The organism is Castellaniella sp. MT123, from assembly GCF_039614765.1.
Classification (GTDB): Bacteria; Pseudomonadota; Gammaproteobacteria; order Burkholderiales; family Burkholderiaceae_B; genus Castellaniella.
In genome coordinates this window covers 928,087-950,339 of sequence record NZ_CP154879.1, presented here as the reverse complement: position 1 = coordinate 950,339, position 22,253 = coordinate 928,087, and the positions used below count along the sequence as shown (strand labels likewise).

General features: G+C 65.5%; 22 protein-coding genes. 17 read left to right on the top strand and 5 right to left on the bottom strand.

The features are described 5' to 3' along the window. The first annotated feature begins 5 nt into the window (after positions 1-5). Together ABCV34_RS04355 and ABCV34_RS04350 are read left to right on the top strand one after the other, a co-directional pair. Entirely contained in the window at positions 6-869 is an 864-nt protein-coding gene (locus ABCV34_RS04355; protein WP_345797997.1) for a type II secretion system F family protein, read from the top strand. Continuing rightward, a complete protein-coding gene (locus tag ABCV34_RS04350) occupies positions 856-1,260 on the top strand; it encodes a DUF192 domain-containing protein (protein ID WP_345797996.1) in 405 nt (134 codons plus the stop codon). The genes ABCV34_RS04355 and ABCV34_RS04350 overlap by 14 nt, the downstream gene beginning before the upstream one ends. Here ABCV34_RS04350 and ABCV34_RS04345 read toward each other — a convergent pair. Both ABCV34_RS04345 and ABCV34_RS04340 read right to left on the bottom strand, forming a co-directional pair. Next, on the bottom strand, positions 1,191-2,006 hold the full coding sequence (locus tag ABCV34_RS04345; protein ID WP_345797995.1) for a BPSS1780 family membrane protein: 816 nt from the start codon (positions 2,004-2,006) through the stop codon (positions 1,191-1,193). The genes ABCV34_RS04350 and ABCV34_RS04345 overlap by 70 nt on opposite strands. A gap of 18 nt (positions 2,007-2,024) precedes the next feature. Beyond that, entirely contained in the window at positions 2,025-2,999 is a 975-nt protein-coding gene (locus ABCV34_RS04340; RefSeq protein WP_345797994.1) for a homoserine kinase, read from the bottom strand. Positions 3,000-3,099: 100 nt separating this feature from the next. Between ABCV34_RS04340 and dusA the strand changes: the two genes are divergently transcribed. Beyond that, on the top strand, positions 3,100-4,104 hold the full coding sequence (dusA, locus tag ABCV34_RS04335) for a tRNA dihydrouridine(20/20a) synthase DusA (RefSeq protein WP_345797993.1): 1,005 nt from the start codon (positions 3,100-3,102) through the stop codon (positions 4,102-4,104). Positions 4,105-4,172: 68 nt separating this feature from the next. On the opposite strand, the gene ABCV34_RS04330 is transcribed toward dusA, so the two are convergent. Together ABCV34_RS04330 and ABCV34_RS04325 are read right to left on the bottom strand one after the other, a co-directional pair. Further along, positions 4,173-4,640 carry a CBS domain-containing protein gene (locus ABCV34_RS04330; protein WP_345797992.1) on the bottom strand — a complete coding sequence of 156 codons (468 nt, stop codon included), beginning with the start codon at positions 4,638-4,640 and terminating at the stop codon, positions 4,173-4,175. Beyond that, entirely contained in the window at positions 4,624-5,931 is a 1,308-nt protein-coding gene (locus ABCV34_RS04325; RefSeq protein WP_345797991.1) for a YihY family inner membrane protein, read from the bottom strand. Before ABCV34_RS04325 ends, ABCV34_RS04330 begins: the two co-directional genes overlap by 17 nt. Positions 5,932-5,966: 35 nt before the next feature. On the opposite strand from ABCV34_RS04325, the gene ABCV34_RS04320 reads away from it, so the two are divergent. The 3 genes from ABCV34_RS04320 to ABCV34_RS04310 all read left to right on the top strand — a co-directional run bounded on the left by ABCV34_RS04320 (position 5,967) and on the right by ABCV34_RS04310 (position 8,323). Next, positions 5,967-6,338: a DUF2069 domain-containing protein gene (locus ABCV34_RS04320; RefSeq protein ID WP_345797990.1), complete on the top strand. Its 372-nt coding sequence runs from the start codon at positions 5,967-5,969 to the stop codon at positions 6,336-6,338. Positions 6,339-6,353: 15 nt separating this feature from the next. Further along, complete coding sequence (locus ABCV34_RS04315; protein WP_345797989.1) at positions 6,354-7,823, top strand: YdiU family protein; 1,470 nt, start codon at positions 6,354-6,356, stop codon at positions 7,821-7,823. A 71-nt stretch (positions 7,824-7,894) separates the two neighbouring features. Beyond that, entirely contained in the window at positions 7,895-8,323 is a 429-nt protein-coding gene (locus tag ABCV34_RS04310) for a MerR family transcriptional regulator (protein WP_345797988.1), read from the top strand. Here the strand turns inward: ABCV34_RS04310 and ABCV34_RS04305 are convergent. Beyond that, positions 8,300-9,898 carry a methyl-accepting chemotaxis protein gene (locus ABCV34_RS04305; RefSeq protein ID WP_345797987.1) on the bottom strand — a complete coding sequence of 533 codons (1,599 nt, stop codon included), beginning with the start codon at positions 9,896-9,898 and terminating at the stop codon, positions 8,300-8,302. The genes ABCV34_RS04310 and ABCV34_RS04305 overlap by 24 nt on opposite strands. A 220-nt stretch (positions 9,899-10,118) precedes the next feature. On the opposite strand from ABCV34_RS04305, the gene aroC reads away from it, so the two are divergent. The 11 genes from aroC to ABCV34_RS04250 all read left to right on the top strand — a co-directional run bounded on the left by aroC (position 10,119) and on the right by ABCV34_RS04250 (position 22,198). Continuing rightward, a complete protein-coding gene (gene aroC / locus ABCV34_RS04300) occupies positions 10,119-11,177 on the top strand; it encodes a chorismate synthase (RefSeq protein WP_345797986.1) in 1,059 nt (352 codons plus the stop codon). Between the two features lie 124 nt (positions 11,178-11,301). Next, on the top strand, positions 11,302-12,093 hold the full coding sequence (locus ABCV34_RS04295) for a M48 family metallopeptidase (protein WP_345798702.1): 792 nt from the start codon (positions 11,302-11,304) through the stop codon (positions 12,091-12,093). Positions 12,094-12,201: 108 nt separating this feature from the next. After that, positions 12,202-13,605 carry a 3-isopropylmalate dehydratase large subunit gene (leuC, locus tag ABCV34_RS04290; protein ID WP_345797985.1) on the top strand — a complete coding sequence of 468 codons (1,404 nt, stop codon included), beginning with the start codon at positions 12,202-12,204 and terminating at the stop codon, positions 13,603-13,605. A gap of 9 nt (positions 13,606-13,614) precedes the next feature. Next, a complete protein-coding gene (gene leuD, locus ABCV34_RS04285) occupies positions 13,615-14,271 on the top strand; it encodes a 3-isopropylmalate dehydratase small subunit (RefSeq protein ID WP_345797984.1) in 657 nt (218 codons plus the stop codon). A 170-nt stretch (positions 14,272-14,441) separates the two neighbouring features. Continuing rightward, positions 14,442-15,518: a 3-isopropylmalate dehydrogenase gene (leuB, locus tag ABCV34_RS04280; RefSeq protein ID WP_345797983.1), complete on the top strand. Its 1,077-nt coding sequence runs from the start codon at positions 14,442-14,444 to the stop codon at positions 15,516-15,518. Positions 15,519-15,559: 41 nt separating this feature from the next. Next, positions 15,560-16,690 (top strand): aspartate-semialdehyde dehydrogenase, encoded by a 1,131-nt coding sequence (asd, locus tag ABCV34_RS04275; RefSeq protein ID WP_345797982.1) that lies wholly within the window; start codon positions 15,560-15,562, stop codon positions 16,688-16,690. Then, positions 16,690-18,306, top strand: coding sequence for a FimV/HubP family polar landmark protein (locus ABCV34_RS04270; RefSeq protein WP_345797981.1), 1,617 nt, complete (start codon positions 16,690-16,692; stop codon positions 18,304-18,306). The genes asd and ABCV34_RS04270 overlap by 1 nt, the downstream gene beginning before the upstream one ends. A gap of 74 nt (positions 18,307-18,380) precedes the next feature. After that, positions 18,381-19,187, top strand: a complete 807-nt coding sequence (gene truA / locus ABCV34_RS04265; protein WP_345797980.1) for a tRNA pseudouridine(38-40) synthase TruA — start codon at positions 18,381-18,383, stop codon at positions 19,185-19,187. A 67-nt stretch (positions 19,188-19,254) separates the two neighbouring features. Further along, complete coding sequence (locus tag ABCV34_RS04260) at positions 19,255-19,869, top strand: TRAP transporter small permease subunit (protein WP_345797979.1); 615 nt, start codon at positions 19,255-19,257, stop codon at positions 19,867-19,869. A gap of 2 nt (positions 19,870-19,871) precedes the next feature. Next, a complete protein-coding gene (locus tag ABCV34_RS04255) occupies positions 19,872-21,539 on the top strand; it encodes a TRAP transporter large permease subunit (RefSeq protein ID WP_345797978.1) in 1,668 nt (555 codons plus the stop codon). Further along, positions 21,536-22,198 carry a phosphoribosylanthranilate isomerase gene (locus ABCV34_RS04250; RefSeq protein ID WP_345797977.1) on the top strand — a complete coding sequence of 221 codons (663 nt, stop codon included), beginning with the start codon at positions 21,536-21,538 and terminating at the stop codon, positions 22,196-22,198. The genes ABCV34_RS04255 and ABCV34_RS04250 overlap by 4 nt, the downstream gene beginning before the upstream one ends. The last annotated feature ends 55 nt before the right edge of the window (positions 22,199-22,253 follow it).

Sequence of the window (22,253 nt, the reverse complement as noted above, 5' to 3'; positions counted from 1 at the left end):
CGGCCATGTTCTGGTTCTGGACGGGTTCCTGTCTTGCCGCCGTGGCAGCCTGCCTGGCCTTCTGGATCCTGGGCTCTCCCTGGGCCAGCCTTGCGCCGGATCGTCGGTCGCCGCCGATGGCATTCTGGTGGCCGTGGGTGCTGGCCCTGGCACCCTGGTGCCTGCCGTTCGTCACCTGGTCGATGCGCAGCCATCTGCTGCAGTGGGCGCCGCGCGCCGGGTTGGCCGCGCAGTGGACTGCGGAGCGCTGGCTGGCCGCCCGCGTGCTGGCAGCTGGTGCCGGTGTCGTCCTGGCTGGTGGTGGTGCCGTGATGTCGGGCCTGGCAATCCGGTTCGTCGCGCTGGCGATGCTGGCGGGAGGGGGGTTGGGTTTCGTCTGGCCGGATCAGGTGCTGCGCCGGCGGGCTGCCGAGCGGCGTCAGCGGATGATGCGCGAGCTGCCGTTCATGCTGGATCTGATGACCCTGTGCGTGGAGGCGGGCCTGAGCCTGTCGTCCGCCTTGCGCCAGGTGGCATCGCATGCACCGCCGGGCCCTCTGCGCGAGAGCCTGCGCGAAGCCGCCGCACTGGAGCGCACCGGGGTCGATCGGCCGGGTTGGCTCGCGCAGTGGGCCGGTTGGGTGGATTTGCCCGGAGTCAGTAGCCTGGTGTTGACGTTGGCGCAGGCCGACCGCCTGGGCATGGCCTTGGGGCCGCTGCTGCGCGCGCAGGCTGAACGGCAGCGCAGCGACCGGTTCCTGCGTGCCGAGACACTGGCGCTTCAGGCACCGGTCAAGATGCTGTTTCCGATGGTGCTGTGCATTTTTCCCTGCACCTTTCTGGTGATCGGCTTTCCCGTGGTCGTGAAGATTATGGATGCGGGTTTTTGACGGGGACATCATAGTCGTGCACTGGGGCGGACCGACGGATACGGTGTGCTGGGGGCGTACGCCCCATGTCCTGCGCATTCGTTGCGCGCAGACCTTCCGGCAGCGATTTCTGGGTTTGCACGCCTGGTGTGCCTGGGGTGATGAGCCCTGGGGACTGCTGTTTCCGGGGTGCCGCGCCATCCATACCCTGGGCCTGCGCCTGCCGGTGGACCTGGTGTTTCTAGGCGCTACAGGCCGGATTCTGCATGGAGTCCGCGGGTTTGCGCCCAATCGTCTTGCTGGGTGCGGGACGGCGCGAGCGGTCCTGGAACTGCCCTCGGGCTACTGCGGGTCTTCTGGCTGGGAGGCGCGGGTCTCGGCCGCCTGGCGGCTCTGGAAGATGGACGCGTAGATCGGGTAAAAGCTGCAGTACAGCAGTGCGGTGACCAGAATGTCCAGCAGTAGCGAAACCCAGGCCAGCAAGGTGGTGGATACGCCGGCGTCCATCAGGCCGTCCAGCAGACCGTGCAGACCGAAGAACAGGGCGGCCCAGGTCCCCGCGTACAGGATGATGGCCCATTTGTTGCGCCAGCAGGCCACCATGGAATAGAACAACGCCCTGCGCAGCGGCAAACGGTGCCAGCCCATCAGTGCCGGGGCATGCCAGAACAGCGCCGAGAGCACAACGTAAAAGAGGCCAAAGACCACCAGTGGACCGGTCATGGCCGCGGCCAGGGCCTTATAGTCGGGCTGCGGCTGCGTGCCGATGGCGGCCACCAGCTGCGACAGAAAGGGCAGCACGGCCGCGAACGCGGCCAGCATGGTGCAGCCCAGATAGGCCAGGCCCAGACGCAGCAGGGCGGGGGTGACGCCCGCCGTTTGCAGGGGCCTTAGCCACATGCCCGGCAGCATGCGTTCTCCCAGGCTCAGGTGGCGGCATGCGCACAAGGTCAGAAAGGTCAGCAGCGGCGTCAGGGCAACCAGCACGATCTGCCCCAGCACGGGGATGGCCGAGCCCAGGTTGATGACGAAACTGGTGGCTACGCTCCAGAAGATCAGGGCCAGCGGCTGGCGCCGGAAAATTGCGTAGCCCTGGACGATCCAGGCCCAGCCGGCGCTGGGCGGCAGAATGGCGGCTTGCAGGGAAATCGGGTTCATGCGTGGGTCGGGGCCTGTTCACCCTAGGGGAAGAAGGGGGGCGGGTTGCGTCTCGCGCAGCCGCAGGATGCGTTCGAAGTGGCGCGGATCGTGTGGCTTGAGCGTCTGGGCCGGGCGGGGCAGATAGAAATCGAATAGCCGGGAAATCCAGAAGCGCAAGGCTGCGGCGCGCAGCATGGCGGGCCAGGCGGCGCGCTCTTTTGCCGTAAAGGGTCGCACGTCATGGTAGGCCTGCAGCCAGGCTTCCAGGCGCCGGCGCACGAAGGCGCCGGACGATCGATGGATACACCAGTCGTTGACGCTGACAGCCACGTCGAACAGCCAGGTGTCGCAGCCGGCAAAGTAGAAATCGATGAATCCCCCCATGTGGGGTGATTCGAACGTGCCATCGAACAGCACGTTGTCACGAAACAGGTCGCAGTGGGCGGGGCCGTACGGCAGTTCCGCAATCACGCCCTCGGCGGCGATGCGCGTCTGTTCGTCCAGTGCGCGGGTCAGCAGTCCAGCCTGATCCGGGGTCAGAAAGGGCAATACTTTGGGGGCGGTTTCCCGCCACCAGGGCAGGCCGCGCAGGTTGGGCTGGTGGATGGCGAAGTCCTGCGCTGCCAGATGGGCCTGCGCCAACGTGCGTCCCGCCAGGGCGCAATGCGCAGGCCCGGGTTCCGGTTCATAGCCGCCATTGAGTCGCGTGACGATGGCCGCGGGCTTGTCGCGCAGGGTGGTCAGGCGGGTGCCGTCGCGCAGCGTCTGGGGTTCGGGCACGGGGACCCCGCGCGTGGCCAGATGGTGCATCAGCTCGATATAGAACGGCAGCTGTGCGGCGGTCAGCACCTCGAACAGGGTCAGCACGTAGGCCCCCTGTGTGGTGTCCAGAAAATAATTGGTGTTCTCGATGCCCGCCGTGATGCCACGCAGGGCAACCAGTTCGCCCAGTTCGTAGCGCAGGAGCAGAGAGCGTGCGTCGTCTTCGGAGACGGAAGTGAATACGGCCATGAAAAATACTGTCGGCTGCGGAAGGCCGCAAGGGGAGACGGTCAACGCGGCATTTTAGTCGAAAGTAAAATAAAACTTCTTTCTGGATAATTGATTGACAATGATGGATTGCGAGTACCGCCCGGATGACTCCCCGTGGCGCCTGTGTGTCGCCCCCATGATCGATGTGACCGACCGGCACTGCCGGTACTTCCATCGTCTGCTGGCGCCCCGGGCCCGGCTGTACACCGAGATGATCACGACGGGTGCTCTCACGCACGGTGATGTGGCGCGGCATCTGGATTTCGACTCCGCCGAACATCCGGTCGCCCTGCAGCTGGGCGGCAGTGAGCCCGACGCCCTGGCGCGCAGCGCCCGGCTGGGGGCCGATTGGGGTTACGACGAAATCAACCTGAACTGCGGCTGCCCGTCCGAGCGCGTCCAGCGTGGCGCCTTCGGCGCCTGTCTGATGGCCGAGCCAAGACTGGTGGCCGACTGTGTGCGCGCCATGCAGGATGCGGTTTCGGTGCCGGTGACGGTCAAGCACAGGTTGGGGCTGGATTACGACGAGTCCTATGGGTTCGTGCGCGACTTTGTGGGGACGCTGTATGACGCCGGCTGCCGGGTATTCATCGTGCATGCCCGCAACGCCGTCCTGAAAGGCCTGTCCCCCAAGGACAACCGCGAAAAGCCGCCGCTGCGTCATGCCGAGGCGCTGCGCCTGAAGCAGGATTTTCCGGATGCGCGGATCGTGCTCAATGGCGGGCTGGCGGACGTCGACGCCTGCCTGGACTGGATGCAGCGCCTGGACGGGGTGATGCTTGGCCGTGCCGCCTGGCACCATCCGGACATCCTTGCCGAGCTCGACCGGCGGATGACCCCAGGTCAGGCGCCTGATGCGCAGCCAGCGACCGAAGACATCCTGGAAAAATTTCTGGACTACGCGACCAGGCAGCATGCCCGGGGCGTACCGCTGCACATCCTGATGCGGGGCGTGCTGGGCTGGCACACGGGACGCCCGGGGGCGCGTCAATGGCGGCGCCTGCTGTCCGACCCGAATGCCCTGCGCGCCGAAGGCCCGCAGGTGCTGCGCCGCGCCTGGGAAACCCTGGCGCCCCAGGTCTGACCGGGGGCTGCCAGGGACACCCCGGTGATGCTGCGCCCCCCCAAGGGGGCGATTCCAGAAGGGGCGCGTCAGGCTTTCCGGGCCGACGATTTGGGGTCTTCGGACGGCCAGTCGCGGATGTAGGCCTTCAGCATATCGTTTTCGAATTGCTGCGCATCGACGATCGCCCGCGCCATGTCGTAGAAGGAAATCACGCCCATCAGCGTTGGGCCGTCCATGACGGGGATGTAGCGTGCGTGCTTGTCGAGCATCAGGCGCTGGACTTCGTCGGCGTCGGTGTTGGGCGTGACGCTGACTGGCGCGTCGTCCATGATGCTGCGCACGGTGTAGTCGCCCGCCTGGCTGTCGTGGGCGTTCAGGTGGTTGATGATTTCACGGAATGTCAGCATGCCAACCAGTTGGCCGTGTTCCATGATGACCAATGAACCGATGTCGAGCTGGCTCATGGTGGTGATGGCCTCGCGCACCGGCATATCGGGGCTTCCGGTGTAGAGAGTGTGCCCCTTCACACGCAGGATTTCATTGACTTTCAGCATGATGGTTTCCTCTGGGCCCTGATGCGACTGTTTCCCCGTATTGTGCATCATCACCCTGGTTTTCGGTAGCGGTGGCGCTGAAAAGCGCCTCCAGCGTGGGTGGGGCACCCAGTAGCGTATCGGCTATTGCGCGGGCGATCTCGGGTGGCAGCCCAGGCTGGGCGCGATCGATCAGCAGGCGGTCGGTCAGCGGCCCTAGTCCCGCTTGCAGTGGGTCGCAGGCCAGGACCCAGTGTTCGCTGTCGGACGTGGGCACCACGTAGCCCAGCTCGCGCAGTGCGCCCAGAATGTCGTGCAGCGTATCCGGATGGACGCGCAGGTGTTTTTCCAGGAACCCCGGGCTGCGTCCTGGCGGTAGCGTGTCGCGCGCCTGCCACAGCGCGCGCACGATACCGATGGCATCGATCAATTGCGCGCCTGGGTGCCGCCGCAGGGCCCAGCGGTGCAGGCGCAAGGCAGGCAGCAGGGATGCCACGGTTGCACCCAGCAGCACGACCAGCCACGACAGGTAGATCCACAACAGAAAAATCGGCAGGATGGCGAAGGCCCCGTAGATCACGGTATAGGAGGGAAACTGCGTCAGATACCAGGTGAAGGCGGCCTTCATCAGTGCCAGGATGGCCGCGGTTCCCAGGCCGCCCGCCAGCGCGTCACGCCACAGCACCCGGCAGTTCGGCACGAAGACGAACAGCGCGGTGAAGCCCAGGACGGACATCAGGAAGGGCACGAGCTCCAGCAGCAGGCCAAGTCCCTCGGGTAAATGCTGGATGTACCCCAGGGACTCGCGCGCGAGCACGGTCGTCGCCCAGAGGCTCGCACCCATCAGGATGGGGCCCAGGGAAATGATCGCCCAGTACACCAGCAGGCGCTGACGCATGGGACGCTGGCGTGCGACGTTCCAGATCTCGTTGAAGGCCTCATCGATCGTCATGATGAGCAGGATCGAGGTCACCACCAGAAAGGCACCACCCACTGCCGTCAGCCCCGATGCCTGCGCGGCGAACTGGTTCAGATAGCGCATGATGGTGTCCGACACCGAGGGCGGCAGCAGGCTTTCGCCCAGAAACGTTTCGAGTGCCTGGTGAAACTGGGCGAACAGGGGAAAGGCGGTGAATAGCGCCAGCACCACAGCCAGCAGCGGCACGATGGCCAGGACGGTCGTAAAGGTCAGGCTGGAAGCGACCCGGGTCAGCTTGCGGTGGCCCGCGAAATCCAGCGTGAAGCGCAGGATGTCCAGCGCGCGGGCGCGGCGTTCGGCGGCGGATGCAACAGTGGGCGGCGGGGTCGTCATGAGGCGGGTACCGGGTTTCGAGCCATAATAGCAGCATGGAAGCGAAACTCAATCCAGGCCTGCATCGTCTGGCCTGTGCCTGTCTGCTCGGCCTGATCGTCCTGTGCGTGGGCTGGGAACTGTGGTGGGCACCGCTGCGTCCGGGTGGCACCCTGATGGCCCTGAAGGCCGTGCCCTTGTTGTTTGCCGTGCGCGGGGTGTTGCAGGCACGGCTCTACACGCTGCAGTGGGTGGCCATGCTCAGTCTGCTGTATCTGATGGAGGGCATCGTGCGTGCCTGGTCGGATGCGTCGCCGCTTTCCGTGATGCTGGCGGGCGTCGAGATCGTCCTGTCGACGGGCCTGTATCTGGCGGCGATCCTGTACGTCAGGCCGGCCAAGCGGGCCGCCCGGCGGAACCGGGCGTAAGGCGCGGGGATCATCATGGCGCTGTTTTCCAACCGGCCGGTCGGCTGCTCCTTTGCCAGCCTGCCCACATCGTTTTATACCCGGGTCGCGCCGCGCCGGCTGACCGAGCCGCGCCTGCTGCACGCCAATCCGGCCGCAGCTGCCCTCATCGGACTGGGTACGCAAGATCTGTCCAGCCCGGATTTTCTTGATCTGTGCTCGGGTCAGGGTAGACTGAACGGCATCGAGCCGCTCGCCACCGTCTACAGCGGCCATCAGTTCGGCGTCTGGGCCGGGCAGCTGGGCGACGGGCGGGCGCACCTGCTGGGGGATGTCGGCGGGCCCGAAGGTACCTGGGAAGTCCAGCTCAAGGGTTCGGGCCGCACGCCGTATTCCCGGATGGGCGACGGCTGGGCCGTGCTGCGATCCAGCGTGCGTGAATACCTGGCCAGCGAAGCGATGGCAGGCCTGGGCATTCCCACGACCCGCGCGCTGGCGCTGGTGGCATCCCGCGACCCAGTCATGCGCGAGACGCCGGAAACCGCGGCGGTCGTGACCCGGCTGTCGCCGTCGTTCGTGCGTTTCGGTCATTTCGAGCATTGGGGCCATTCGGCCGCCGAACAGGCGGCCTTGCTGAATTACGTGGTGACCCATTGGTTTCCCGAGTGCCGAGTCGGCACCGTGACCGAGCCCGACCTCCCGGCGACCGCGTGCCGGCTGCTGACGGAAGTCACGCGCCGCACGGCCCGGCTGATCGCCCAATGGCAGCTGGTCGGGTTCTGCCATGGCGTCATGAACACGGACAACATGTCCATCCTGGGACTGACGCTGGATTACGGTCCCTATGGTTTCATGGATGCGTTTCAGGCCGACCATGTCTGCAACCATACCGATACCCAGGGGCGCTATGCCTGGAATGCACAGCCGGCGGTCGCTCGTTGGAATCTGTACAGGCTGGCCGGCAGCCTGCTGGTGCTGGGCTGCACCGCATCGGATCTGGAATCCTGCCTGGCGCCGTTCGAGACCGAATTCCTGCGCGCCTACCATGCGGGCCTGGCGCGCAAGTTCGGCCTGTCGGACTGGCACCCCGAGGACGCGCAGCTGGGTGACGACTGGTGGGCCTTGCTGCATGCCCAGCGGGCGGATTTCACCCTGGCGTTTCGCCGGCTGGCCGACGTCGAGTCCGATCCGGCCCCTTGGCTGGACTTGTTTGCCGACCCCGGCGCCGCCCAGGCCTGGCTGACACGCTATCAGTCGCGGCTTGTTCTGTCCGGCCCGCCCGCGACCGGGCGGCGGGCGGCGATGAACGCCGCCAATCCGCTGTATGTCCTGCGCAATCATCTGGCGCAGCAGGCCATCCAGGCCGCGCAGCAAGGGGATCCATCGGAAATCGATCGCCTGTTCGACCTGCTGCGTGATCCGTACACCGAGCGCCCCGGGCACGAGTCTTATGCCCGAGGGCCTGCCGCGGATATTCCCGCGGTTGCCGTCAGCTGTTCGTCCTGATCTGCCTCAAACCTGCGGCCGGTAATACCTATTACGATGCCATGGTTTTGTCGAGTCTGTGCGGACCATTTATGAAAATCGGTGAACTGGCTCGTGCCAGCGGTGTCGGCGTCGAGACCATCCGTTATTACCAGCGGCGTGACCTTCTGGCTGTGCCGCCGCGTTTTCCCGGCAGCAAGCGCCACTATCCCGACAGCATGGTTCAGGACATCCAGAGGATCCTGCAATTGAAGGCCCTGGGACTGTCCCTGGACGAGATCCAGCCGCTGGTTCGCGCACCCGTCGAGGACTGTTCCGACGTGCGGCGGGTGGTCGGGCGGCGCATTCAGGAAACCCGGCGGGAACTTCAGGCACTGAGGCGCCGCTTGGGTCGTCTGGAACAAGCCCTGCCGGGATGTCCGGAAGGGCCTGAGGCGCGGGCACGCTGCGGCTTGATCTGCCTGCTGGGGACCGGCACGCCGGTGGTCTCATGCCAATCAGACAGGGACCAGGGCGCGTGAGGCGGGTTCCAGATGGAATTCTCCGACCGTCGTCACCAGCGTGCTAGCCTGCCTGGCCAGGCCGCTGGATGCGGCCGCAGCCTCTTCGACCAGCGAGGCATTGCTCTGGGTGATGTCGCTCAGTTGCCCGATTGCCGTGTTGATCTGCGCCAGCCCGCAGGCCTGTTCTTCCGTGCTGGCCTGGATCTGACTGACAAGCCGATCGAGTTCGCCGATCCGTTCACCCGATGCCCGGATGTCCTGGGCGGCCGCCTGGACGCCCTGGGCCATGAGCGCGGCGTGGCTGCTGTTGCCCTCGATGAGCGCGGCGATGTCTCGCGCGGCGGACGAGCTACGGCTGGCAAGGTCCTGGACCTGCGTGGCGACGACCGCGAATCCCCGGCCATGAATGCCGGCGCGTGCGGCCTCGATCGCCGCATTGAGCGCCAGCATGTTGGTCTGGAACGCGATGCCGTCGATCAGGCCGGTGATACCTTCGATTTCCCGGGAGTTCTCTTCCTGGCGACGGATGGCGGCCTCGATCTGGCCGATCCGCTCTAGGCTGCGCAGAGCGGCCTCGTTGGCCCGGGCTGCCAGCGCTGCGGCTTGACGAGTGGCGTCCGTGTTGCTGTGGACGGTGCCGGTGATCTCTTCCATGGCGGCAGCTGTTTCGGAGATATCGGCGGCCTGCCGTTCGGTGCGCTGGGCCAGGTCGCTGTTGCCCAGCTGGATCTGGTGCGTTCCGGTGGCGATATGGTCGCTGCTGGCCCGCACGGAGGCAACAATGCGTTTGAGCGCCAGCTGCATCTGAGCCATGGCATCCAGCACGCTGTGGCGCGGCGCCTTCGAGGCATCGATCGCCTGGCTGAGGTCGCCGGTCGCGATGGTGTGCGCGATGCGCGCGACTTCGGCGGGCTCGGACCCCAGCTGGCGCATCAGGCCCCGCGCCAGGAAAAAACCCAGGATCATCGCGCAAAACGCCCCGATGAGGGTCAGGATGACGATCAGCAGCACAGTCTGGTCATAGAGCGCCCGGGTCTCCTGGCTGAGCGTCCGGGCCTGCCGCTGGCGATATTCGATCAGTTCCTTCATGGACTGATCGATCTGGTTGGCCAACGGGACGATCTCGCGATAGAGCATGGACACCGAGGCACGCACCGGCTGCAGGGGTTCCTGGGAGATCAGGCGGCCGACCTGCTGGATGCCTGCGGTGTAGCGCAGAGCCGACTGAGTGGTCTCCTGAAGGATGGCTTGTCCCGTCCGGTCGTCTCCCGATACCGCGCTGCGGGACAGCTCGCGCTGCAGTTCCTCCAGGTGCTGCCGGGCGCTTGTCAACTGGGCCTCGCGGATGACCTGGTCGGGCGCGAGGGCGGCAATGCGGATCGCGCGCGCGGTCATGAGGAGCTGCTGGTTGGCCCGGGCGGTGTGCTGCAGACCCAGCAGGTCGCGGGTATACATGGATTCCGCCAGCATGTTCAGGCGGCTGCTTGCATACAGGCCCACGCCCCCGATGAGTAGGGCGATGACGGCGACAGCCAGAAAACCCAGAGTCAATCGGGCGGCGACGCCCAGGCGTGAGAGGGAACGCAAATGCATGGTGGTGTGTCTCGTGAAAGGCGATCTCTTGTCCGCGTGTTCCTGATCGGGGACCGAGGCCAGGGGACCGGGGCGGTTCGTTAAACGGGACTATGGGCTGTGTATCCGGGTACGGTGGGAGTCGGGGTTATCCCGCAAAGGAGGCGCGGGGAGATGACTGCGTGTCCGGCATGCCATAATGAAAACTTCTCTTTCACGATTTTCCCCACCGCAACCGACCATGTCTGGCAATACTCTGGGTACCTCGTTTCGTGTCACCAATTTTGGTGAATCGCATGGGCCGGCCATCGGCGCCGTGATCGATGGCTGCCCGCCGGGCCTGCCCCTGTCCGAGGCCGACATCCAGGTCGAACTCGACCGGCGCCGTCCCGGGACTTCCCGTCATGTCACCCAGCGCCGCGAGCCGGACACGGTGGAAATTCTGTCGGGCGTCTTCGAGGGCCAGACGACCGGCACGCCGATCGGACTGCTGATCCGTAACACCGATGCGCGCAGCAGAGACTACAGCAATATCTCCGACACCTTCCGCCCGGGGCATGCGGACTACACCTACTGGAAAAAGTACGGGGTGCGCGATCCGCGCGGTGGTGGCCGTTCGTCGGCGCGCCTGACCGCGCCCACGGTGGCGGCGGGCGCGGTGGCGCGCAAATGGCTGATGCGGGAATATGGGGTGAACATTCGTGGCTACATGAGCCAGCTGGGCCCGATTCCGATTCCCTTCGAATCCTGGGATCACGTCGGCGAGAACCCGTTCTACGCACCCAGCGCCGACATCGTGCCGCAGCTGGAAGCCTTCATGGATCAGCTACGCCATGATGGCGATTCGATCGGCGCACGCATCGAGGTCCAGGCCGAAGGCCTGCCCGCCGGGTGGGGCGAACCGATCTACGACCGGCTGGATGCCGACATCGCGCACGCCATGATGGGCCTGAACGCTGTCAAGGGCGTGTCGATCGGTTCCGGTTTCGATTGCATCGCCATGCGCGGCTCGGAACATGGCGACGAACTGAGCCCGGATGGCTTTCTGGCCAACCATGCCGGCGGCGTGCTGGGGGGGATTTCCTCCGGGCAGCCGCTACGCGTGTCCCTGGCGATCAAACCGACCTCCAGTATCCGCGTCGAACGCCGTTCCGTGAACCGCGCCAACGAGCCGGTCATGGTCCAGACGCTGGGCCGTCATGATCCGTGTGTCGCGATCCGGGCCACTCCCATCGCCGAGGCGCTGCTGGCCATCGTGCTGATGGATCATGCGCTGCGCCATCGGGGCCAGTGCGGCTGATCCCTGATTCATTTCGCGGGAGTCCCCATCCATGACTCTGTACTCGAAAGCCAGTCCCGCGCATCGGGACGCATCCGGACAAAACCGCCATGCCTTCACCAGGTTGCACGCTACTGCACGCTGGATGGTGGGGACGGGGGTTGCGATCCTGCTGACTGCCTGCGCGCCGGTCCAGACTACGCAGTCGGGGCTGGTGGGCGTGGATCGCACCCAATACATGTCCGGCCTGGTGTCCGAGGCCGAACTGGACCAGGAAGCGGCCAAGCAGTATCGACAGATTCTGACCCAGGCGCGGGCACAGAATGCGCTGGATCCCTCGGCCGCGCAGACACAGCGGGTACAGACCATCGCCCGGCGGTTGATCGGGCAAGTCGGTGTCTTTCGTCCCGATGCACGTCAATGGGCCTGGGAAATCCATGTCCTGAAGTCCGACGAGGTCAACGCCTGGTGCATGCCTGGGGGCAAGATTGCGGTTTACACAGGTCTGCTGGACAAGATCAAACCCACCGATGCGGAACTGGCCGCCGTGATGGGGCACGAGATCTCCCACGCCCTGCGCGAACATGCCCGCGAACAGGTTTCCCGTCAGATGGGGGCGAGTGTCGGCATCTCGATTCTGGCAGCCATCACAGGCAGTCAGGCAGTGGCGGACCTGGGATCGAACCTGTCCGAGGTCATGTTCACCCTGCCCAACAGCCGTTCCAATGAAACCGAGGCCGACCGCATGGGGGCGGAACTGGCGGCACGGGCGGGATACGACCCGCGCGCCGCGATCACCCTGTGGCAGAAGATGGCACAGGCGGGCGGTGGCGGGCAGCCGGAGATCCTGTCCACGCACCCGTCATCGGCCAGCCGGATCCAGGATCTGGAACAGGCGTCGGCCAGGGTGCTACCCCTGTATCAGCAGAAGCATTGACGGTCTTCAAACGGGTACCAGTTACCTCTAATACTAGGATAACTGCTGGCCTTGTCCGTGAACGCCACACTGGCATAATGGTTTCGAATCACTTTCGAGGCCACGACCATGCCCCAAACCCTGTATGACAAACTCTGGGATGCCCATGTGGTGCACCAGGGCCCCGACGGCACCTGTCTGCTGTATATCGACCGTCATCTTGTCCATGAAGTCACTAGCCCGCAGGCCTTCGAAGGACTGGAACTCGCCGGTCGCAAGCCCTGGCGCATCGCCGCCAATCTGGCGGTAGCCGATCACAATGTCCCCACAACCGACCGTTCGCAGGGGATCCAGGATCCGGTGTCGCGTCTGCAGGTCGATACCCTGGACAAGAACTGCGAAACCTGGGGCATCACCGAATTCCGCATGAACGACCGCCGCCAGGGGATCGTGCACATCATCGGGCCGGAACAGGGCGCCACATTGCCGGGCATGACGGTGGTCTGCGGGGATTCGCACACCAGCACCCACGGCGCCATGGGAGCCCTGGCGTTCGGCATCGGCACATCCGAAGTCGAGCACGTGCTGGCGACCCAGACCCTGCTGATGAAGAAAAGCCGCAACATGCTGGTGCGCGTCGACGGCGAACTGCCCTTCGGCTGTACCGCCAAGGACCTGATCCTGTACGTGATCGGCCATATCGGCACGGCGGGTGGCACCGGCTACGCGATCGAATTCGGCGGTGACGCCGTGCGGGCATTGTCCATGGAAGGTCGCATGACCATGTGCAACATGGCGATCGAGGCCGGCGCGCGATCCGGCATGGTGGCCGTGGATCAGACGACCATCGACTACTTCAAAGGCCGGCCCTATGCGCCCGAAGGCGCGCTGTGGGATCAGGCGGTCGCGGACTGGAGGACCTTGCACTCGGACCCGGGCGCGGTGTTCGACCGGGTCGTCGAGATCGACGCGAGCAGGATCCAGCCGCAGGTCAGCTGGGGCACGTCGCCCGAAATGGTGACGGCCGTGGGCAATCAGGTGCCCGATCCGGCTGCGGAATCCGACGTCGTGCGCCGCAAGGGCATGGAACGCGCCTTGCAGTACATGGATCTGAAGCCGGGCACAGCCATGACCGACATCGCCATCGACAAGGTCTTCATCGGCTCGTGCACCAACGCCCGCATCGAGGACCTGCGCGCGGCAGCCGCAGTGGCCAAAGGCCGGCGCGTGGCGGCCAATGTCCGCCTGGCGATGGTCGTGCCGGGTTCGGGGCTGGTGAAGGCGCAGGCCGAACAGGAAGGCCTAGATCGCATTTTCCTGGATGCCGGCTTCGAATGGCGCGAGCCGGGCTGTTCCATGTGCCTGGCCATGAATGCCGACCGGCTGGAGCCGGGCGAGCGCTGCGCCTCGACCTCGAACCGCAACTTCGAGGGGCGCCAGGGGCAGGGCGGCCGTACCCATCTGGTCAGCCCCGCCATGGCGGCGGCGGCGGCGGTCGCCGGCCATTTCGTCGACGTGCGCACTTTCCAATAGGATTCCATCATGCAAGCCTTCACCACGCATCAGGGGCTGGTGGCCCCGCTGGATCGCGACAACGTCGATACCGATCTCATCATCCCGAAACAGTTCCTGAAGTCGATCAAGCGCACGGGCTTCGGTCCCAACCTGTTTGACGAACTGCGCTACCTGGACCACGGCGAGCCGGGTATGGACAACAGCGCTCGGCCGCTGAATCCGGACTTCGTGCTGAATCAGCCGCGCTATCAGGGGGCTTCCATCCTGCTGTGCCGCGAGAATTTCGGCTGCGGCTCCAGCCGCGAACACGCGCCCTGGGCCTTGCAGCAGTATGGGTTCCGGGTCCTGATCGCGCCGTCCTACGCCGACATTTTCTTCAACAACAGCTTCAAGAACGGCCTGCTGCCGATCGTGTTGCCTGAAGCTGTCGTTGCGCAGCTGTTCCAGGCGGTGGATTCCACACCCGGTTATCAACTGACCGTCGACCTGGCGCAGCAACGGGTGACAGCGCCCGGCGGTGCATCCTGGTCCTTCGAGATCGATGCCTACCGCAAGGAATCCCTGCTGAAAGGCCTGGACGAGATCGGCCAGACCCTGCTGCATGCCGACCAGATCCGCGACTTCGAAACCGCCCGTCTGGCGCGGCATCCCTGGCTGGTCAAGGCGGCACCCGGCACCCGCTGATGGCGGGGCGCCCTGGTGGATTTTTCCTGACGAGGCACCCGACGGTGCCCGTCTCGAGCGGGGTGCCGGTGGTTACCCCAATTTTTTTCTGAACCTCCGGACCTGGCTTCCGACGGGTGGGTTGGCCCCGCCGCACGGAAGGCAGGTTCTTCTAAATGGAACCTTCCAAGATGACTGCAAAGATCGCAGTGCTGCCGGGCGACGGCATCGGCCCCGAAATCGTGGAACAGGCCGTGCGCGTGTTGCGCGCGCTGGACCTGGACCTGAGCTTCACCGAAGCCCCGGTGGGCGGCGCGGCCTATGCCGCTCAGGGTCATCCCCTGCCGCAAAGCACGCTGGATCTGGCGCTTCAGTCCGACGCCATTTTGTTCGGGGCGGTGGGCGACTGGAAATACGATCACCTGGAACGCGCCCTGCGCCCGGAGCAGGCCGTATTGGGCCTGCGCAAGGCCCTGGGGCTGTTTGCCAACCTGCGGCCGGCGATCCTGTATCCGGAACTGGCCAATGCCTCGTCCCTGAAGCCGGAAGTCGTCGCGGGCCTGAACATCCTGATCGTGCGCGAGCTGACCGGGGATATCTATTTCGGTCAGCCGCGTGGCGTGCGCACGCTGGATGACGGCCCTTTCGCGGGCGAGCGCCAGGGCTATGACACCATGCATTACGCCGAAACCGAGGTCCGGCGCATCGCCCACGTGGCGTTCCAGGCGGCGGCCAAGCGCCAGGGCAAGCTCTGCAGCGTGGACAAGGCCAACGTCCTGGAAACCTCCCAGTTCTGGCGCGACATCATGATCGACGTGGCGCGCGACTATCCCCAGGTCGAACTGTCCCACATGTACGTGGACAATGCCGCCATGCAGCTGGTGCGCGCACCCAAGGCCTTCGACGTGGTGGTGACCGGCAACCTGTTTGGGGACATCCTGTCGGACGAGGCCGCCATGCTGACCGGTTCCATCGGCATGCTGCCATCGGCCTCTTTGAACGCCAGCCGTCAGGGCCTGTACGAACCCAGCCATGGGTCGGCACCGGACATCGCCGGACAGAACGTGGCCAACCCCCTGGCCACTATTTTGTCGGCGGCCATGATGCTGCGTTATTCGCTGGAGGCGGGCGCCGCGGCCGATCGTATCGAATCCGCCGTGCAGACCGTACTGGCGCAGGGGTTGCGTACAGCCGACATCCACGAGGCCGGTATGACGCGTGTCTCGACGTCTGGAATGGGCGATGCCGTGCTGAAGGCATTAGAATAAAGCATTCGAAATTCTCACTTTTTTGTCTCAGGCAGGGATTTATGGCGCAGGCAGTCGGTTTGGTTGGTTGGCGTGGCATGGTGGGCTCGGTGCTCATGCAGCGCATGCGGGAAGAAAATGATTTCGCGTTCTTCGAGCCCGTGTTCTTTTCCACCAGCAATGCCGGTGGGGCCGCGCCAGCCTGGGCAACGGGGGCGGGTCCGCTGCAGGATGCGCACGACATCGAAGCCCTGCGCAAACTGCCCATCATCGTGACGGCCCAGGGGGGCGACTACACCTCGGCCGTCTATCCGAAGCTGCGCGCCGCAGGCTGGACAGGTCTGTGGATCGATGCCGCCAGCACGCTGCGCATGAAGGATGACGCCATCATCGTGCTCGACCCGGTCAATCGTCCGGTCATTGATGCCGCCATGCGGCGCGGTGTGCGTGACTACATCGGCGGCAACTGCACGGTCAGCTGCATGCTGATGGGGCTGGCGGGCCTGTTCAAGGCCGACATGGTCGAATGGATGACCTCCATGACCTATCAGGCCGCTTCCGGCGGCGGTGCGCGCCACATGCGCGAACTGCTCACCCAGTTCGGCATCCTCAACCAGGCCGTGGGCGACCTGTTGGCCGACCCGGCCTCGGCGATCCTGGACATCGATCGCGGCGTACTGCAGGCGCAGCAGGATCCCGCACTGCCGCGCGAAAACTTCGGCGTGCCGCTGGGCGGCAGCCTGATTCCCTGGATCGACAAGGACCTGGGCGACGGCATGTCGCGCGAAGAATGGAAGGGTGGGGCGGAAACCAACAAGATCCTGGGGCGTGGCGCCAGTTTCGGTTCCGATCCGGTCCCGGTGGACGGCCTGTGCGTGCGGATCGGCGCCATGCGCTGTCATAGCCAGGCACTGACCATCAAGCTGCGCCGCGACATTCCCCTGGACGAGATCAACGACGCCGTGCGCACCGGCACCGAGTGGGCCCGCTTCGTGCCCAACGACAAGGAATCCTCCGTGCGGGCGCTCACGCCGGTGGCCGTGACCGGCACGCTGGACATCCCGGTCGGGCGTCTGCGCAAGATGTCCATGGGGCCGGAATATCTCAGTGCCTTCACCGTCGGCGATCAGCTGCTGTGGGGGGCGGCGGAACCCCTGCGCCGGATGCTGCGCATCGCCCTGGGTGAGCTCTGATGGGCTCCGGCACCCGTCTGATCGGTGGTCTGATTGTCGCGGCCGCCCTGGCGGCCGGGTCCGCGCAGGCGGCGACCTTCGGGCACGCCCGCCTCGCTTCGGCGCCGGGCGCGCCGCTGCTGATCCTGGTGCCGGTTTCCGACCTGACCGTCGCCGATCTGCGCACGCTGTCGGCACGGCCGGCTCCCGCGGCTGACTGGGCGCGCGCGGGGCTCACGCCCCCGGTTGCGCTCGACAGCCTGAGCATCGCGGTGGGTCCTGACGTCCAGGCGGGTGCCCGTCGCGTGCTGCGCATCCAGTCGTCGCAGGCGTTCTCCGGGACGCTGGCCGATGTGCTGCTCGACGTCCATACCGCCACTGGCGAACAGCGTTACCAGGTCTCTTTGGTTGTGCCCGGGCCGGTGCGCGCCGAACCCCCGGCGGCCTCTCCCTCCGGGACCGGGCCGGCTGCCCCGGCTCTGGGTGCGGCTGCGGCACACACCAGCGCGCGGCGCATTCCGACCGGTTCCATCGCGGTACGACCGGGAGACACCATGTTCTCGATCGCCCGCCGTCACGCGGTCGACGGCGTGTCGGTCTATCAACTGATGATGGCGCTGCAGCGGGCCAATCCGCAGGCATTCATCCATCAGAACATCAACCTCGTGCGCGCAGGGGCTTCGCTGGCCGTTCCCGGCGTGGCCGACATGCTCTCGATCTCGGACGCCGAGGCCCGGCGTCAGTTCGTGATGCAGACGGCGGCGTTCGATCGCCTGCGCGGCCGGCTGGCCTCTGGTGCCACACGCGTCCAGGCCGAGACCTCCAAAGGTGCCGTTTCCCGGAAATCCGCGCCCGACCACGCTGCCGACAACACGGCCAGGGGCGATCGCCTGCAGCTCAGCCAGGGCGGCAAGACCGATACCGCCGATAGGCGGACTGCCCGGGGCCATGCCCTGAAGGACACTGAAGCACGGGTGGGACAATTGCAGGACAACGTCCAGAATCTGAACAAGGCATTGCAGGCACAAGGCGAGGCCGCAAGCCATGCCGCCGTCAAGGGGGCCCACGCGATCGGCGATTCGATCGATCAGATCGCCAGCGCCATCACCGAGGCCAGCCACGAAGCAGCCGCCCAGGCCAATGCGCAGACGGCAGCCGAGGCTCGGGGGGCGGCCGCGAAGCCGGGCGCCTCGGTCGAGGGTGCAGGTGCCGGGGCCGCTTCGGCGGCCGCGTCCGCCCATGCCCCGGGTGGGGCGTCCGGTGCGAATGCCACCGCATCGTCTTCGGCCGGTCAGGCTGCCGGCGGCGCGGCCGCGGCAAACGGCCGTACCGCGCCGGATCTGGCATCGGCCCTGACGCCCGAAGCGCCTGCGCATGCCGACGCATTGGAACAACAGGTGTCGAAACGCGCTGAACATCGGGCGTCCTGGATCCAGGATCATCTTCTGGGCGTGATGACGGCCTTGCTGGCGGTTATCGTGTTCATCATTGCCTGGCTGCTGCGCCGCGCCAACACCACCCGCGACGACTCCGAGGATTCCCCACGGGTAACCGAGGCGATGGTGCGTGAAAAGCTGCAGGACATCGATCTGGACCTGCCGGCGCAGGACGCCGCCCAGCCATCAGCCAAATCCTGACCCGGATGCGGATGTCAGCCGGAATCAGTCATCTTCGGATGCCGCCGCGCGTCCTTTCGTCCTGAGGGCCGGACGTGGCACGCATGGCATTGGGGCTCTGTTACGACGGCGCTGGCTGGCTGGGCTGGCAGACGCAGCCGGGCGGACGCACGCTGCAGGATACGCTGGAAGCCGCGTTGGCGCGGTTTCTGGCCAGCCCAACGGTCGCGACGATCTGCGCCGGGCGCACCGATGCTGGCGTTCATGCCCTGCAGCAGGTCGTGCATCTGGACACCGACGCGGTGCGGCGGGACGAGTCCTGGGTGCGGGGGCTCAACGCCCTGTTGCCCTCCAGCTTGGCCGTGCAGTGGGCGCGGCCGGTTCTGCCGGATTTCCATGCCCGGTTCGACGCCCGGGCGCGCACCTATTTCTACGTACTGCGCAGCGCACCCGTGCGATCGCCCATCCTATATCGAAGGGTAGGCTGGGTCCACGACCGCCTGGATGATCAGGCCATGCGGGATGCGGCGGCGCTGCTCGTCGGAGAACACGACTTCAGCGCGTTCCGCTCTGCGGAGTGCCAGGCTGCCAGCCCGGTGCGCACGCTGCAGGTTCTGGACATTGTGCGTCAGGGCGATTTTCTGATTTTCGAGTTCCGCGCCAACGCCTTTCTGCATCATATGGTGCGCAATCTCATGGGGACTCTGCTGATGATCGGTCGTGGGCGCCGTCCACCGGATTGGGCAGCGGAATTGCTCGCACGGCGCAACCGCCGGCTGTCGGCGCCAACCTTCATGCCCGACGGCCTGTATCTGGCCCATGTCGAATACCCGGGAGTGCCCGATCTGCCGCTGCGCCCGCCCGCCGAGGCCTTGCGCCACCACCTCGGCATCATCGGATAAAATTGAGCGTTTTGTTACCGGTCGGGACAGGCTCGTGTCCCGGTGTTTCCTGTCTCTGGGACGAGCAATGAAAATTCTTCTGAAGCTTTCAGGGTGGATCGATGCCCTGAATACCCTGGTGGGGCGGGCGGTGACCTGGCTGGTGCTGATCGTCGCCATCATCAGCGCGGGCAATGCAGTCATGCGCAAAGTGTTCAGCCTCAGTTCCAACGCCTGGCTGGAACTGCAGTGGTATCTGTTTGGCGCCATCTTCCTGCTGGCGGCCGGCTACACATTCCTGCGCAACGAGCATGTCCGGGTGGACGTGCTGTCGCAAAAGCTGCCCGAGCGCACGCAGATCTTCATCGAGATCTTCGGTCTTCTGTTCTTTTTGTTCCCCGCCGCCTGTCTGGTTCTGTGGCTGTCGATCCCGTTTTTCTGGGAATCGTACATCACCCACGAACTATCCTCGAATACCGAAGGCCTGATCCGCTGGCCGGCCAAGCTGCTGATTCCGGTCGGCTTTGCCCTGCTGGTCCTGGCGGGGGTGTCGCATCTGATCAAGTGCATCGGTTTTCTGCGGGGGGCGTGTGCGAATCCCATGCGGGTCTCCAGCGGCAAGAGCGACGAGGAAGCCCTCGTCGAAGACATCCTGGCTCAGCGGCAGGCGGGCCAATCCATTGAATCCAAACCGGGGCGTTGAACATGGAGTTTCTCGTCGGCAATCTCGCCCCGATCATGTTCTTCAACCTGATCGTGTTCCTGTTGCTGGGGTTTCCAGTGGCGTTTTCCCTGGCGGCGACCGGGGTGCTCTACGGCCTGGTGGCCGTCGATCTGAATCTGATGAGCCCGCTGCTGTTCCAGGCATTGCCACAGCGGATCTTCGGTATCGTCAGCAACGACAGCCTGCTGGCCGTGCCGTTTTTCACCTTCATGGGTCTGATCCTTGAGCGATCGGGGATGGCCGAGGATCTGCTCGACACGATCGGGCGGCTCTTCGGGCCGTTGCGCGGCGGCCTGGCGATTGCCGTCATTTTTGTGGGTGCGCTGCTGGCGGCCACGACCGGCGTCGTGTCCGCCTCGGTCATCTCGATGGGGCTGATATCGCTGCCGATCATGCTGCGGTACGGCTACGACCGCCGGCTGGCCTCGGGCGTTATCGCCGCTTCCGGCACCCTGTCGCAGATCATTCCGCCGTCCCTGGTGCTCATCGTGCTGGCCGACCAGCTGGGGCGTTCCATCGGCGACATGTATCGGGGCGCCATGCTGCCGGGCCTGCTGCTGGCCGGCGCCTACATGGCTTATGTCTTTCTGGTGGCGTTCTTTCGTCCCAGCCAGGTTCCCGCGCTGCCGCCCGAAGCGCGGGGCGAGGTCGATGCCCATGGCCGGCGCGGCCTGCGTTCCCTGCTGGTACTGACGGTGATTGCCGCAGCGGCTGCGTATTGGGGCTCCGCCTATTACTTCCGTTCGCACACCGACATTCCGGTGGATGAGCGGGTCGTCCTCATTCTGCTGATCTGGGGCGCCTGCGCGCTGGCCATGGCCTTGGGCAACCGTCTGCTGCGCCTGCATTGGCTCTCGTCTCTGGCCGAGCAGGTCGTGTTCGTGATGATCCCGCCGCTGGCCCTGATCTTCCTGGTGCTGGGCACGATCTTCATCGGCGTGGCCACGCCCACGGAAGGCGGCGCCATGGGTGCGGTCGGCGCCCTGATCATGGCGGTGTCGCGGCGGCGTTTTTCCGCGTCGCAGCTGCGTCAGGCCATGGAAAGCACGGCTCGCCTGACCTGTTTCGTGATCTTCATCCTGGTCGGATCCACCGTGTTCAGCCTCAGCTTCCGGGGCATCAATGGCGACCTCTGGGTCGAGCAACTGCTGCTGCACATTCCCGGCGGCGAGCTCGGCTTTCTGGTCGTGGTCAGCCTGATCACTTTCTTCCTGGCTTTCTTCCTGGACTTCTTCGAGCTGGCCTTCATCATCGTGCCGCTGCTGGGGCCGGTGGCCGACAAAATGGGCATCGACCTGATCTGGTTTGGCGTGCTGCTGGCCGTCAATATGCAGACCTCTTTCGTCCACCCGCCCTTTGGTTTCGCCCTGTTCTATCTGCGGTCGGTCGCCCCCAAGGAAGACTACCGCGATCGTCTCACGGGCAAACTGATCGCCAAGGTCACCACGTCCCAGATCTACTGGGGATCGATTCCCTTCATCATCATCCAGATCCTGATGGTGATCTCGGTGCTGGCCTTCCCGGGCATGGTGACGCACTACAAGAGCAGTGGCCCGGTCGTCAATCCGGACTCGATCCAGTTTGGGCAGGATAGCGCCTATGGCCAGGATACGTATGGCTCGGGCGAGGGCTCGGGGGCGTTCCAATGACCGCCGCCCGCACGCGCGTCAAAATCTGCGGCCTGACGCGGCCGCAGGATTTGCAGGCTGCCGTCGCAGCGGGCGCCGACGCCATCGGCCTGGTGTTCTACCCGGCCAGCCGCCGGGTCCTCACCCTGGAACAAGCGGCGGCCTTGCGCGCCCAGGTGCCGGCATTCGTGTCCGCTGTCGTCCTGTTCGTCAATCCGGCTGAGCAGGATGTGGCGCGCGTGCTGGATGTCGTGCGTCCCGACCTGCTGCAGTTCCATGGCGAGGAATCGCCCGCGTTTTGCGAACAGTTCGGCGTGCGCTACCTGAAGGCTTTTCGCGTCGGCGCACCCGGGCTGGACACGCCGGAAGGGCTGGCGGCGCGCTGTCAGGATTATCAGCGGGCCAGCGGCTGGCTCTTCGACAGTTTCAGTCCCGGGTATGGCGGCAGCGGCAGCCGCTTCGACCCCGCCTTGCTGGCCGCCGTTCCCCGGGGCGCCGCTGCGCCGGCGCTGGTGCTGTCAGGGGGGCTGAACGCGGATTGTGTGGGGCAAGGGATCGCGGACTGGCATCCGTTTGCCGTCGACGTCAGCAGCGGTGTGGAGTCCGCGCCGGGGATCAAGGACGCGACCCGGATCCGCGACTTCATGCACGCCGTACGCGTGGCCGATCGGCTGTCGTAAAATGATTGCCGCATCAGGGACCCATCCCTGCGGAATAATCCGATAGGAACCTCAT